The sequence below is a fragment of the Wolbachia endosymbiont of Nilaparvata lugens genome, assembly GCF_007115045.1.
Lineage (GTDB): Bacteria > Pseudomonadota > Alphaproteobacteria > Rickettsiales > Anaplasmataceae > Wolbachia.
Window position 1 is genome coordinate 1,042,634 of the sequence record NZ_MUIY01000001.1, and the last position, 14,504, is coordinate 1,057,137.

A 14,504-nucleotide genomic window follows, 5' to 3' on the forward strand; every position below is an offset into this window, starting at 1 on the left:
ACACTATACAACTGGGATCCAATAAGAAATATCTGGTCATGCGCTGGAACTTTTGAATTCCAGTTATGCAAGAGATCTATTGATCTTAAAATAACTTTCTTTGGTTTAAGTTAAGGGTTATTCTACCAATATCTCTCTCTTTCCTGAGTAACTCGGAGCACTGACAATACCTTCTTTCTCCATTCTTTCAACAATATTTGCAGCTCTGTTATAGCCTATTCTAAGTTGCCTTTGAATGTAACTAGTTGAAACCTTTTGATCTCTCTGAATGATGGCCACTGCTTGCTTGTATAGATCGTTCTCTTCATCTTCTGTTTCACCTTCTGATTCCGCGAAAGAATTTTCATCTTCTTGAGTGATTTCCTCCATGTAGTTTGGCTCACCTTGCATTTTTAGATGATCAACTATATTTTGCACCTCATCATCACTTACAAATGGACCGTGAACTCGAATAATCTTGCCACCAGAAGCCATATAAAGCATATCACCCATACCAAGCAATTGTTCAGCTCCTTGTTCACCAAGTATTGTACGGCTATCTATCTTAGAAGTAACAGCAAAACTAATTCTCGTTGGAAAGTTTGCTTTTATCACACCTGTTATCACATCTACAGACGGGCGTTGCGTTGCCATTATGATGTGTATTCCTGCAGCACGAGCCATCTGAGCTAAACGTTGAATAGAGCATTCTATATCTTTGCCAGCAACAAGCATTAAATCTGCCATTTCATCTACGATCACCACAATATACGGAAATGTCTCCATTTTAAGTGGTATTTTTTCAAATAAAGGTTTACCCGTTGTTGAGTTAAAGCCAATCTGTACAACGCGCTCCAACTCTATTCCGCTATTCATCGCTTCTGTAATTTTTTGATTATAGTTTATTACATTCCGCACATTTAAATATGACATCATACGATAGCGATTTTCCATCTCTTTCACGATCCACTTAAGAGCAATAACAGCTTTTTTTGGCTCTGTTACCACTGGTGTTATTAGATGCGGTATTGCATCATATATTGAAAGCTCAAGCATTTTTGGATCGATCATTATCATCTTGCATTCATCAGGACTTAGTCGATAAACGAGCGATAGAATCATCGTGTTAATCGCAACTGATTTTCCTGACCCCGTAGTCCCGGCAACAAGCAAGTGGGGCATTTTAGTCAGATCTGCAATAACAGGTTTTCCGCTTATTTCCTTGCCAAGCGCAATTGGAAGATTTAAGTTTGCATTTTGGTATTCTGGCGATTCAAGTAAATCACGTAGCATCACAATCTCTCGCTCTTTATTCGGCAATTCTATCCCCATGGCATTTTGTCCACGAATTATTGAAATACGTGCAGAGAGTGCACTCATTGAACGTGCAATATCATCTGCAAGACCAATCACTCTTGCAGATTTTGTACCTGCTTGTGGTTCAAGTTTGTATAAAGTCACAACCGGTCCATAACATACACTTATAATTTTTCCTTGCACGCCAAAATCACTCAGCACCTGTTCGAGCAGAGATAAATTCTTATTGCTCTCTAATGCATTCAACTGTTTTCTCTGCATAGATTCTTCTACTTTAGAAAGTAAGTGAATGCTTGGAAACTCAAACTCGCTAGAAGGTGGTTTAAAAATCTCTTCGGTAGCTTTCTTCTGTCTTTCTTTTGGTTGTTGTCTAGTGGTTCTATATTTTCCCTCTATTACTAATGGTGCTATTGAATAATCAGTAGTTTTACGTAACCTGAAAAACAGAAACTTTGCAAAAAAGGAAGCTATTTTTTTGCATAGGAAAAGTAAAGAATAAACTGTGCTCTTCCAACCAACCAACCCTACAACACCTATTGATGCTACTACTGTGAATATGTAAAATGGGCAGTGGTCAATTAGAGCATTACCGACTATTCCACCGTGCATGTATCTAGCAGTAATGCCAAGCGAAAGTTGCGACAATATAGCATATATTGCTACATTGATTAACGTTAGGTAGATAATTTTCAGCAATGATGCTCTGAAAATTAAAAAGTAAACTATGGTTGTAGCTATTGTAATACTAGCGAGTCCAAGAAATTGAACCAATATATCAGCTAAATATGAACCTACTACTCCGCCCAAATTTGTTACTTCCTGATTTGTAGCTGTATTTAAGGATGGATCTTTATAATTATAGCTAAAAACCGATATATATATATACATTAATAGTGACAAGTATATCGCTGATTTTAGCTGTTTTTTTAACATCTACTTCAAGTAATAAGTAATTGTATATTTTACAAAGTGAATTGCTATTATCAATATCATCACGGATAAATCTAATCCATTGAATGGTTGTATATACCTTCTGATAACCTTTAGTGGAGGATAAGTGAGTCTGTTTAAAGTTTGCATTATGCTGCTTACAATCTCATTATACATGTTAACTACATTCAATTTAATCAACAAATCGAGAGCAATTGAGCATATTAGAACGAAGCTGTAAAGATCAAGTAACAGGTTAAGTAAGTATATGATTGGATGCATATTACTAATTTACACTAAAACCTATTATGTGTAGTGATATGTATAAAATCAAGCCCCGCAATAATTTTTATGCTGAAATAGGTTTAAACAATAAGCTATAAGATATTATACCCTTTGATTCCACGTGGATAAAAAACTTATTGATAAATTAACGGAGAGATGTGTACTGTATGAATAGCTTTTTGATCATGTTTATTACATGCAGGATAAGTGTTCAGGTACGCAGCGCTTCTTTTCTTGTCACCTCTTGTTACCTAAATAGCCTCTGTTCAAGTAGCCCCTTTGTTGTCATCCCAGTGCCCAGACACTGGGATCCAGATTGGCACTAAGTTGGTAAACATGAAAGCGCTTTATAACGTTTTTTATGTGAAAGCTAATGTCAGCTACTCAAATGATACCATTTGTTATAAACTCACTTTTACTCTATGGCCTTGTCGATATCCTGAACAGATACAATATTTTTTATTTATAAAATGAAGTAACTACTTATCGTAAAGTTGATCTATAGATATAATACTACCATTTGATGACTTTTCAGCACATTTCTCACTTTCATATTCTTTATCAGAATCAACGCTAAATACTAAAGTATCTCCTGAAATTTTATCATGAAACTCACTAATAGCAAAAAACGGTACAGTGACTTGTTCTTGTTTTCCACGAAAGCTCAAACTGACGCTAAACTTATCCTCAAAAACTTTTAGACTATAAAATTGGTGCTGTAATATAATAAGCATTTGAGTAGGATATGATTCTTTCAAGTAGTCTGGTATGACAACACCATTAAATCGCGTAAAAAACAGTATCTCTAAGTGAGGAGTAAAAACATTATCTAATATAGTATCTAGAGCCTTTTTGATAACTTGAAATTTAGCATAACTAAGCGACTTCTGATAATCTGTTTTATCCATATAACCCTTACATGTTTGGGGGAACTTCTGTTACCCGGCGTTCCCTAAACCGTGCTTATAGCAATGAAGTTATAGTGCCTAAATTAAGCAGCTAATGCAACATTGTCTTCAGCAGCAAAGTTATCGTTTGCATCTAAATTGTGAACTCTTAGCGGTGGTATCTAACCGAGCAAAGCTACCATCTTTACTATGCATGTCGATCCTTACTCGCCCCCGTATCAATCAAAAAATATGGTGGAGGCGCCGAGTACTGCCCTCGGGTCCAATACACCTATTATAAGGTAATTTTATTGCCATAGTGTATAAAAAATACACATGTTTATTATACAGTAGTATTGAATAAATGTCAAGTTGCTAAACACCAAATCGGCTCTTAGCTAAAAAACTAATATAAAAATTACTTCGCCTATTTATCCAATCTTAGTATAATCAAAGTAGAGGTATTTTTAGAGCTCAAAATCTATCTTCGTCTGCAGACTTTTTTATCAAATAATCAAACTCAGTGAAGAATGTAGCGTATCTTCTTCAGCGCAAATGGGTGCACACATATGCTTAATCTCTGTCGTATGTGCGTTACATTTTTTCTGAATCTTTTCTACGATGAGAGTAAATTTGGCTCTTTTTGCAACTGTATATATTTTAATTAACAGTAAAATAGAAATAAGGTTTCTATAGCACAAATGCTTTTGATAAAAGCTTTTTAAGCGTCTAGTACTATTTCTTATATAAAAGAATTTAATTTATCAATAATATATCTATTGATATTTACTGCTACATATAGTATAATAAATTAGTTCTTAGTATTAAAATCTTATTATTATGAAGAAAAGTAGAGAGATCTTTAACAAAAGTAATACTAATCTTCTGGTTATTTCAACAATAGCTGGTGTAGCTTTCATAGCATCAGTAATGCCCATGATTGCCTTAAGTTTAACGTTACCTACAATCATTATTCTATGTGTTGTTGCTCTATTATCTGCTGTGGTTGGTATTTTTTCAATGTATTATGCTATTAGAAACAACATTAACAGATTGGGAAATGTGCTTGATATAAACAATCTCTATGCAAAGAAAGTAGATATAAAATTCTCACAAGGTGACATAATAAATGTAACCTCTAACTATAAATATCCCCTAACTGCAAAAATTCAAAAAGAGTTCGATGGGTTATGTGATATACTTTGCAATTATGTTACTGAACACGATTTACTACTTGATATAGGCTCATCACAAGAACTTACAGAAAAAAGTAGATATGAAAACATTCTCAGTGAGCTAGAAACACACACAGTACATTCACACATATTAAAAACCTCATCTTTAACCGAAAAAACATTGGCATTTTTATTTGGAATTTATCCTTGTAATATATTAACATACCCTAATCAACTAAAAATAATCAATTATAATAGTAGTAGTGGATCTTATTGTATAAAAAAAGAAATACTTGAAAAAGATATTAATAGTATTGGTTCCGGAAATTATATCAAGTTCTGCACTTTTAAAAGAACAACAACTCAATTTCACGGTCATTCTATGTTAATAAGAAAGAATGGAAACAATGATTTTACATTTTTTGACCCTAATGATGGTATTAGATTTAACCTTACACTAAGTGAATTAGTAGCAGTTCTAAATAAAAAAATGTTCGATCATAAAAAAATGTGGTCTCATAATGATGCTGCTTTTATTGACAATACGAAGTTCTTAAAGAAAATTCAAAGCTACCCAAGCGAAGAATTGACACCTACAAATGTGAATATAGCTAAAGATGGGATCAAGGTCAATTGCAGTGTTTAATATACTGAAAGAATCGGATTTACCTTAAGTGACCAACTGTTAAATAAAAAATTCATGCCTTAAAAGGATCATACACATCAATTTCTTTAGTTTTCACTTTCTCGTTTAATAATCTCAGAATGGGCTGTAAATCATTGTCGATTGATAAACACAGTACTTCTCTATCAAGAAAACCGGCTAGGTGATTCCTTTTCTCAAGGATTTCTGTTTCTTCCAATAAGTCACATTTATTTAACACTACAATTTCCTCTTTTTCAACAAGATCGCTATTGTAAAGCTTCAGTTCATTATGTGTACAATTATAAGCTGAAATAATGTCATCGTGAGTTACATCAATTAAATGCAGTAGAATTTTGCACCTTTCTATGTGCTTTAAAAACTTGTGTCCGAGCCCAACTCCAAGATGAGCATCAGCGATTATTCCAGGAATATCTGCTATTACAATTTCGCTATAATCCACTTTTGCTACACCTAAATGTGGTCTTATAGTAGTAAATTCATAATCGCCTACTTTCGTATCAGAATTTGAGCAGCGGGTTAAAAATTTAGATTTACCCGCATTTGGCATACCAATAATGCCAACATCAGATAAAACTTTTAGCTTCAATATTATATTTCTTTCTTCGCCGGGCTGACCATGAGTAAAATGTCTTGGTGCCCTATTAGTAGCAGATTTAAAGTTAGTATTTCCAAGCCCACCTTTTCCACCTTTCACTACTTGAAATTCCATGTCAGGTTTATCAAGATCTACTATTATTTCCTCACTTTCTTCATCGATTATTTGTGTACCAACTGGAACTTTAAGTATAATATCTTTTCCTGCTGTGCCAGATCTATCTCTACTCGTACCACTTTTTCCACTACTCGCTTTAATGTGTCTTCGACAACGAAAATTAAGCAAAGTGTTGAGATTTGCATCACTGATGAAAATTATGTCTCCTCCCCTGCCCCCATTACCACCGTTTGGGCCACCAAATTCAACGAATTTTTCTCGACGAAAACTTGCGCAACCGTCACCACCATCACCTGCTTTTAAATATAATTTAACTTCGTCTATAAAGTCCATGCTAACCCGCGATAATATTTAGCATTTTCTCCTAATGAACTTTCTATTCTCATCAACTCATTATACTTCGCAAGCCTATCAGAACGCGACAGCGAGCCAGTCTTTATTTGCCCACAATTCGACGCAACTGATATGTGGGATATCGTTGTGTCTTCTGTTTCACCTGAGCGATGTGAAAGAATAGCCCTGTAGCCATTTAATTTTGCCATTTCAATAGCAGCAAAAGTTTCCGTAAGTGTTCCTATCTGGTTTGGCTTGATTAGTACAGCATTTGCCATTTTCTCCTCTATTCCTTTACTTATTAGTTCACAATTTGTAACAAATAAATCATCTCCAACCAATTGAACTTTATTCCCAAGTTTTACAGTAAGTAATTTCCAACCTTCATAGTCGTCTTCATTCATTGCATCTTCTATAGAAATTATTGGATATTTGCCTACAAGGTCAAAATAATACTGAACCAATTCCTCTGAAGTGAGTTCTCTGTTTTCAAATTTATAAACTCCATCTTCATAAAAAGTAGATGCAGCAACATCAAGACCAAGTGCAAAGTGATTTTGCATTGAATAACCAGCAGATTCCACAGCCTGAATTATCAGATTAAGAGCTTCTTCAGTGCTTCCAATGTTTGGTGCAAAACCACCTTCATCTCCTACATTTGTACTATAACCTTTTTCCTTAAGAATGCTGCGTAAGTTATGAAATACCTCTGCAGATATTCTGATTGCTTCACTGAAAGTCTCAGCACCGACCGGAAGAATCATGAACTCCTGAAAGTCGAGTTTATTATCCGCATGTACTCCGCCATTAATTACGTTAATGAGTGGAACTGGCATCTGCTCTTCCCCCACTCCCAAATACTTATATAACGGCATTTTAAAGCTGTTTGCTGCTGCTTTTGCAACAGCAAGAGATATACCTAAAACTGCATTTGCTCCAAGCTTAGATTTATTTTTTGTTCCATCCAGTTCAATTAATGCTTTATCAATCGCATTTTGATCTGTTGCATCCATGCCGATGATTTCATTCGCTATTACTCCATTTACAGCTTGAACAGCTTTCAGCACTCCTTTACCACAATACCTTTTTTCATCTTGATCTCTCAGCTCCAATGCTTCTAGTTTACCGGTCGAAGCCCCAGAAGGGACAGCGGCTCTACCTGTTGCTCCATCACATAGTTCTATTTCTACCTCAATTGTTGGGTAACCCCTGCTATCTAAAATTTCTCTTGCAAATACACTGCTGATCGTCTTTTTCATCATGCTAAACCTCCACTAGATTCACAATTGTGTTCACGTTCGGGAAATGTCACCCCAACGCTGTAACATTTCAGTGTACGAACATTGCAATATACAGGTAATTTGAGTAGCGGATGGTCAGTGCTTGACACTGGAATCCAGTTTTTATTATACAGCCACTTATTTAAAGTTAAGTCTTCTGGATCCCAGTGTCTGGGCACTGGGATGACACCATTCTTAATGGAAGCTATCCCCATATCGCAATGTCTGTACAGTTGTTTGCCTAGACACTGGGATCCAGTTTTACTACACAATTTTATCATATAAATCACCAATGCTTAAGTTTATTTTACTAGCAGCAGCTTTGCAGCTTCTCTTGCTAGTTTAGCTATATTACTACCAGCACCAATAAATAATACTACATCTCCTGAACTTGTCGAATTACTAATAAAATGTGAAATGAGTAAAGCATCATTCATAATCTTCACATCATTAAACCCATTACTGATCAAGGCTTTTTGTATATCATCAATTCCACAGCCAGAAATAGGCTTATCTTCTGGAGGATGGACAGGAGTGAGAATTACATAATCAAACATCATGAAAATTCGTACGAACTCATCAAAAAAATTACGAACACGAGCAAAACGAAGCGGCTCGATAATTCCTGTTACCTTTCCTTTAGTGGTCAAACGTGCTGCTGCCAGGGTTGCTTGTATTTCATTTGGATGATGAGCATAGTCCTCAATTAACTTAACACCTTTAATATCGGCAATTAAAGAAAATCTCCTTGCTACTCCTTTAAATTCCAAAAGACCTTTTTTAATCTCTTCATCACTAATTCCAAGTTTCACTGCAACTGATATTGCAGCCAGGGCATTGCTAACTTTATGCATTCCTATTGCATTTGATAGCACTACATTCTTTATAATTCTGGTACAAGGTTGAATATCTTCTTTTTGTCTTTCGAGAGCGAGTTCTTTTAATCGAAACACTATATGTACATTATCATCATCAATTTCAATGCGTTGAACTAATTTTCTAATTATATTAAGTTTAGTCTCCCAATCTGCCTCTGATAAATCACACTTTTCCTTCGTTATGTGCTCTCTTACCATCTTAACTTCTTCCCATACTACCTCTTCTAGTATATCCGCGCGTATTGATTTGCTGTTACATTCACCAAAACGTTTTCCAGGACAACGAGAGTAACTTCTTCCTCCCTTAGCATTACTCATTCCATAATAAACGGATTTGCAACACTGACATATCACTAACCCTTGTAATAAGTATTTTCTTCCACTTTGTTGCATTTTTTCTATTTGTAGCTTTTCTTTTTCCACACTGTATCTCTACGACTTATATATATTTTGCCTATAGTAAAATACGCACATAATGAGCCAAATCAAGGAAAGTGCAAACCAAGTAATTGCGTATTCAAGATGCTTTATTGGCTGTATAGTCAATTTGCCACCAAAATTATCTTGCCACAATATACATTTCTCTAGCTTAATACCTAGATCATTGGAGATTTCTTCTGTACTTAAGGTAAACCACGTATTTGAAGCAATATCATTTTTGATAAACCAATTTTTGCTACCATCACAATACAAAACGCCATCAGCAGCTACTTTTTCAATTTTTGCTTTTTCTTCTTTTTTTTCTCTGACTATTCCTTTATTTATTAACATGTAATGTCCATTGATAAGCAACATAGGAGACAGCACATGATAGCCACGTTGACCTGCGAAAACATATAGTTCTATATCACTTAAAATTCCGTCGATTTTAACGTTTCTGTAGTTAAACTTTGAAAGATTATCACTAGGCAGTAGATGAATAACTGGAAGATCCATATTTTTGATAATATTATTCTTCCAGCTCAATCTAAATAACTGCCATAACCCGAGTGAAAAAAGAAGTAAAAAAGGTATAATGAAAATAAATACTGTTTTTCTTAACACTCTATATTTGTGTTCTCAAGTAATTTTCAATACCCATAAGCTCAATAAGGTCAATCTGTTCTTTGATCCAATGTAAGTGCTCTTCCTCATTTTTCAGTAGTCCTTCTAATAACATTACACTCACGAAATCCTTTTCTTTTTCAGCAACGGAAATTGCCTCTTTGATGCCCTTGATACCTTCTTCTTCTAAGTTAGAATTATCTTCTAAGATTTTCTGCATTGTATCTTTTGTGAACTTTCCTTCATACTTTGAGATTTTATTTGTATCTTGAAAATTTGGCATGCCCTTAAGCAGTAAAATTCTTTCTGCCAGCCTATTTGCATGCTCAAGTTCTTCATTAAGCTCCTTTCTCATCTTTTCTGCAAGTTTATTGATTCCGCTATTTTTAAGAATCGCAGAATGCAAAAGATACTGGCGTACAGAAGTCAGCTCATTTGTAAGTAATTTATTTAAATGTTCTACTATTTCTTTATTCATAACCTTTCTTTAGCTAATATACCAATGTAATCTACATAACAATCAAGGCAACATCAATTCATTTTTCTCACAACAATCGTATCAAATAGCACATCATGAAATGCCTGTTTCCTCTGAGAGAAGCAAGCAACTAAATACCAACTGAAGGTAAGCATTACTATAATCACTTCTAGTGTACTTAAAGCATTTACTGATGTTTGAAAAAGTTTGATAAACGTGATAATTGAATTATTTAGCATAGGAAGAAAAAACTGAGAGATAGTGCGATCAAATGCTAAGCTCAAACCTATTTTAGAACTATCTAAAGTGATAGTATATATATTCATTAACTGTTGACCAGGAGTTGCTTGAGCTGTTGAAGATATAAAATATGTAAAGTAGCCACAATTTATACACATGTATGACAGGTGTAAAATTAATGGAAAATCCCCTAATGACAACACAATTATTAAGGTTGGAATTAATAAAATTGCTACATCTATTAAATATGCGCAAAAGCGCCTGTGTACACTAGCGATCTCTGTCATTACCACCTATCTTTCAAATACTTTACTATGAATTCTGTAAGTTTATTAAAATGTTGAAAATATAACAAATCTTCATAACCTCTTATTGATTGTCCGTATACAATAGGTAAGCAATTTGCATTTTGTGCACATAGAATGTCTGTGATGCTGTCACCAACAAAAAACACATTTTCTCTATTTACAGGTAGCGTACTCTCCTCTAGTGCAAATAGCAGTGGAGTTGCAGATGGCTTATCTTCTGCAGTATCACATGATCCAACTATTCTTTCAAAGTAAGAATCTAGTTTAAAATAGGCAACTTCTTGACGTAAATTAGTATTTTTCTTATTGCTCACTATTGCTAGGTAAATATTGTGGCTTTTGAGTGTCTGCAGCATTTTCTCTACTCCTTCGTTCAGAGTAATATTTTGTAACAGTGCATCATCTAGGTATTTTTGATATATCTGATTCGCTTTTTTCCACTGATCACCAAACAAATTGACCATGTAGCTCTTTCTTGATTCATGAGAATTTCTATCAGCAACTTTGTTGCTGCACCCCATTGAACTCAAGGTATGCTGAATGGCATTAGAAATATTATCTTGAGTGTCAACTAAGGTATTATCCCAATCGAATACTACTGCTAACGGGCTATTTTTCATTTTTATATTGTGACGTATTTTAAGTTAATAAGTAAATGATATTTTGATGAAAAAAGCATAAATGAGGTGCTCCTTGTGTCTTAACCATTTTTACATAATTATCTAGTATACTTATTTTAGTATAAGCTTTTATATAGTAGGTATGTTACAACTTCAAGATATATCAAATATTGAGAAGAAATTTCAAGATGCTTTTGCGGGCACCTTGTCACTAGAAGATAAAGTGAAGAATATCAATAAGTTGCGCCAGGAACTTAAAGCTTACAAAAGGCAAGTAACTAAACAAAGTCTCGAGAAAAAGTTAAAAGATGTTTCTATAGCAGATAATTCTTCACTGGAAGATAAAATTAAGACTATTGCAAAATTAAATCGTAGTCTTAGAGATCGAATGAACCGTGCAGCTAAAAAAGTAGCTAAAGATTTTGAAAAGATCGTCAAATTGAATCGGGAACTTAAAGATGTTTTTCCAGAAAATTCTTCATTGGAAGATAAAGTAAAAATTATTGTTGAATTGCACCGAGAGCTTAAAGCTCAAAAAGGGCGTAAAGATGAAGTGAAGATTATTGCAAAATTGATTCATAGTCTTGAAGGTCGAATGGATCGTGCAGCCAAAAGAATAGCTGAAGATTTTGAAAAGATTGCTGGATTTAAACAGAAATTCGAAGGAAAAGACGTTTTTACAAGTAAAAAAGTTGCAGAGTTTGAAAGTAATAAAAAATCTCAAACTACATTAGAAGGCAAAATTTCTGATCAAAATAAACAAGAAAAGACCTCTGTTCAAACAGACAAAATTCATGACTCAGTTAGCGAAACAAATACTTCTGGAAGATCTGTTTCAGAAGATAGAAACTTTCAACAAGAAAAGACCTCTGCTCAAACAGACAAAATTCGTGACTCAGTTAGCAAAATAGATACTCCTGGAAGAGCTATTTCAGAAAATAAAAACTTTGAACAAGAAAAGACCTCTGTACAAACAGACAAAATTCGTGACTCAGTTAGCGAAACAAATACTTCTGGAAGATCCGTTTCAGAAGATAGAAACTTTCAACAAGAAAAGATTTCTGTTCAAACAGATACAGTACAACCTTCAGTAAGCAAAGATCCTATAAAAGATAAACCGAGCAACAAAAAGCCTGAAATTTCATTAAAACAAGTCTCAGTGGATAGGAATACTACAGAAAAAAAATCTAATAATAAAAAATCTCAGTTGAGTGAAAAGAAAAATATAGCTCAACCGAAAGAAAATCAAAAAGAAGAAGGCTTTTTGGTACGGTTTCTGAAGAAAATATTCAAAAAACTTTTTGGTGAAGATAAAAAGAGTGTAGAGGATAGAAAAGGCACTACTCAAAAAAGCACTTCAAACGATGAAGGGCAACAACAAAATAAGCTCCTTTCAAATCAAGACCAAAGCGCAAGTGAAGGTTTAAAGCAAATTGATAATCCATTGGTAACTCCTGTCACAAAAGTAGAAAAAACAAAGACAGACCATGAAAGATAATTCGCCTTAGATTTCTTGCATAGTCTGGGGTCCAATTTGTCATCCTATGATAGGATCCAATCTAAAAATCTAGTCACGCGCTAACTTAAATTATTTATAAAATTTGTTTCGGTAAACCTAATTTGGATTAGCTATAGAAAGCAAAACAGACACAAATTAGGAAAATAATTAATAGAATTCCTGTTTTTATAATAAAAATAATTAATTTTAAAATATCTTATATTGATTTTATCATCAAATCTCATACAATATTAATATATTAACTTTAATGGTGGTAAAGAAATGCATGGTAGTATAAGCAACGAAGTGGTAAAAAATTTAGACAAGTTAGTTTCCTCTCGCTAAACAAATAAATTGAGAAAGGCATCTAATAACCTTACCACTAACCATAAAAATCAATATATAGAGCATGTTAAAGCAAAGCCTCAAGGCTCTTTAGCTATGTCCGGCATATTAAGAAGCACTTTCTATCTTTAATAAGTTACCTCAAGAGTTTGCTTTCAATACACTTGATTGTATTCAGCCCCAATATACTTTATTTAAAACTCTATTTAGTGAATTAGATCGATACAAAAATGAATATATAGAGCATGTTAAAGCAAAGCCTAAAGGCTCTTCAGCTATGTCCGGCATACTAAATGCTCTAAAGCAGCAAGAAGCACTTTCTATCTTTAATAAGTTACCTCAAGAGTTTGCTTTCAATACACTTGATTGTATTCAGCCCCAATATACTTTATTTACAACCCTATTTAATCAACTGAATCCTCAGCAAAAAGAAGATTATAGAGTACATTTGAAGACAAAATCAACTGTCAAAGCTAAGCTTGTCCTAAAGAATTTTTACTTAAGCAATAAAGAGAGTTCAAGCAACTTAAGTACTGAAAACTCCAATAAACCGTTAATACAAAACAGAAATGATTTGCCAGCAGCACATTTCTCTCCTATACCACATGCATTCGAGGAAACAGTTGTTGAACATCAATTTGATACTAGACTAGAACTTTCTTCTGACAAAGAGGATCAATCATGTAGCCAAACAGTAATTCCATTTCCAGGTTTTGCTGAATTCGATAATCAATTCTGCAATACTGTAACAGAAAATTCGACAGTTAGTAGCAGTTTAACGTCGAATGAGAATATATCAGATAGCCTAGAAGGTGAGCAATTATCCCCAGAGTCTTATTATAACTATTTGATAAATGGAGTAACTAGTCTGCAATCCTCAATTGTGGATGATTTGCCAGAGTTAAATTTATCTCCTATATCTCCTGCATTCGAGGAAACAGTTGTTGAACATACATTTGATAGTAGACCAGACTTTTCTTATGAAAATGAACCGTTAGTAAACAAAAGAAAAAGAGCTGAAGAGAATCAATTATATAGCCAAATAATTCGTTCAATAACTGGAAAACAGCGATCACAAGACTTATGTTTTACAGCGTATAATAGTCTTACAGAATGTGAATTAGAAGAAATATGTACAGTGGAGCCACCAGCAAAGCGCCAATGCATATCAGTACCTCCATTTGAGGGTTTTGCTGAATTCCATAATCAATTCTGCAATATAGTACCAGAAGATTCAATAGTTAATGATAGTTCAGTGCAAGAAGAACATACTAGCCTGGAAGGTGAGCTAACTTTCCTAGACTCTCAAATAAATTGCGGAGAGCCATCAACGAGTCTGCAATCCTCAAATGTGAATCCATTGCCAGAGTTCAGTTTCTCTCTAAGCTCTGTTACTCTAGATGAGATGGTTAAGAGATATGGCTTTAATCACAATGACCACGCTCTAAGTGATTTAGAAGAGGTATATGTAGAGCAACCAGTAAAATTCCATACATATTGCCACAATAACTAGGGACAAAAAAAGGTG

At 34.1% G+C, this 14,504-nt stretch carries 13 protein-coding genes and 1 other RNA gene; 3 read left to right on the forward strand and 11 right to left on the reverse strand.

What is annotated here, in order from left to right:
* Nucleotides 1-117 precede the first annotated feature (117 nt).
* The 4 genes from BWZ41_RS05145 to ssrA all read right to left on the reverse strand — a co-directional run bounded on the left by BWZ41_RS05145 (nucleotide 118) and on the right by ssrA (nucleotide 3,773).
* A complete protein-coding gene (locus BWZ41_RS05145; protein WP_143689619.1) occupies nucleotides 118-2,229 on the reverse strand; it encodes a DNA translocase FtsK in 2,112 nt (703 codons plus the stop codon).
* Nucleotides 2,230-2,508, reverse strand: a complete 279-nt coding sequence (locus BWZ41_RS05150) for a YggT family protein (RefSeq protein ID WP_143689620.1) — start codon at nucleotides 2,506-2,508, stop codon at nucleotides 2,230-2,232.
* A gap of 482 nt (nucleotides 2,509-2,990) precedes the next feature.
* A complete protein-coding gene (locus BWZ41_RS05155; RefSeq protein WP_063631128.1) occupies nucleotides 2,991-3,419 on the reverse strand; it encodes a ClpXP protease specificity-enhancing factor SspB in 429 nt (142 codons plus the stop codon).
* Nucleotides 3,420-3,435: 16 nt separating this feature from the next.
* Nucleotides 3,436-3,773, reverse strand: a transfer-messenger RNA (tmRNA) gene (ssrA, locus tag BWZ41_RS05160).
* A 465-nt stretch (nucleotides 3,774-4,238) separates the two neighbouring features.
* Here ssrA and BWZ41_RS05165 point away from each other — a divergent pair.
* Nucleotides 4,239-5,219 carry a hypothetical protein gene (locus tag BWZ41_RS05165; protein WP_143689621.1) on the forward strand — a complete coding sequence of 327 codons (981 nt, stop codon included), beginning with the start codon at nucleotides 4,239-4,241 and terminating at the stop codon, nucleotides 5,217-5,219.
* A 52-nt stretch (nucleotides 5,220-5,271) separates the two neighbouring features.
* On the opposite strand, the gene cgtA is transcribed toward BWZ41_RS05165, so the two are convergent.
* The 7 genes from cgtA to BWZ41_RS05205 all read right to left on the reverse strand — a co-directional run bounded on the left by cgtA (nucleotide 5,272) and on the right by BWZ41_RS05205 (nucleotide 11,133).
* On the reverse strand, nucleotides 5,272-6,285 hold the full coding sequence (gene cgtA, locus BWZ41_RS05170) for an Obg family GTPase CgtA (protein ID WP_143689622.1): 1,014 nt from the start codon (nucleotides 6,283-6,285) through the stop codon (nucleotides 5,272-5,274).
* The gene (eno, locus tag BWZ41_RS05175; protein WP_143689623.1) at nucleotides 6,273-7,547 is read right to left on the reverse strand and encodes a phosphopyruvate hydratase; all 1,275 of its coding nucleotides are present in this window, start codon (nucleotides 7,545-7,547) and stop codon (nucleotides 6,273-6,275) included. Before eno ends, cgtA begins: the two co-directional genes overlap by 13 nt.
* 320 nt (nucleotides 7,548-7,867) lie before the next feature.
* Nucleotides 7,868-8,866 carry a glutamate ligase domain-containing protein gene (locus BWZ41_RS05185; RefSeq protein WP_177429457.1) on the reverse strand — a complete coding sequence of 333 codons (999 nt, stop codon included), beginning with the start codon at nucleotides 8,864-8,866 and terminating at the stop codon, nucleotides 7,868-7,870.
* Nucleotides 8,867-8,875: 9 nt separating this feature from the next.
* Nucleotides 8,876-9,487: an SURF1 family protein gene (locus BWZ41_RS05190; protein ID WP_052264983.1), complete on the reverse strand. Its 612-nt coding sequence runs from the start codon at nucleotides 9,485-9,487 to the stop codon at nucleotides 8,876-8,878.
* Nucleotide 9,488: 1 nt separating this feature from the next.
* Nucleotides 9,489-9,965, reverse strand: a complete 477-nt coding sequence (gene bfr, locus BWZ41_RS05195; RefSeq protein WP_010406741.1) for a bacterioferritin — start codon at nucleotides 9,963-9,965, stop codon at nucleotides 9,489-9,491.
* Nucleotides 9,966-10,018: 53 nt separating this feature from the next.
* Complete coding sequence (locus BWZ41_RS05200; RefSeq protein WP_143689625.1) at nucleotides 10,019-10,492, reverse strand: RDD family protein; 474 nt, start codon at nucleotides 10,490-10,492, stop codon at nucleotides 10,019-10,021.
* Nucleotides 10,492-11,133, reverse strand: coding sequence for an HAD family hydrolase (locus BWZ41_RS05205; protein ID WP_143689626.1), 642 nt, complete (start codon nucleotides 11,131-11,133; stop codon nucleotides 10,492-10,494). Before BWZ41_RS05205 ends, BWZ41_RS05200 begins: the two co-directional genes overlap by 1 nt.
* 142 nt (nucleotides 11,134-11,275) lie before the next feature.
* On the opposite strand from BWZ41_RS05205, the gene BWZ41_RS05210 reads away from it, so the two are divergent.
* Together BWZ41_RS05210 and BWZ41_RS05220 are read left to right on the forward strand one after the other, a co-directional pair.
* Nucleotides 11,276-12,631 (forward strand): hypothetical protein, encoded by a 1,356-nt coding sequence (locus BWZ41_RS05210; protein ID WP_143689627.1) that lies wholly within the window; start codon nucleotides 11,276-11,278, stop codon nucleotides 12,629-12,631.
* Nucleotides 12,632-13,253: 622 nt separating this feature from the next.
* Nucleotides 13,254-14,489, forward strand: a complete 1,236-nt coding sequence (locus BWZ41_RS05220; RefSeq protein WP_241653923.1) for a hypothetical protein — start codon at nucleotides 13,254-13,256, stop codon at nucleotides 14,487-14,489.
* The last annotated feature ends 15 nt before the right edge of the window (nucleotides 14,490-14,504 follow it).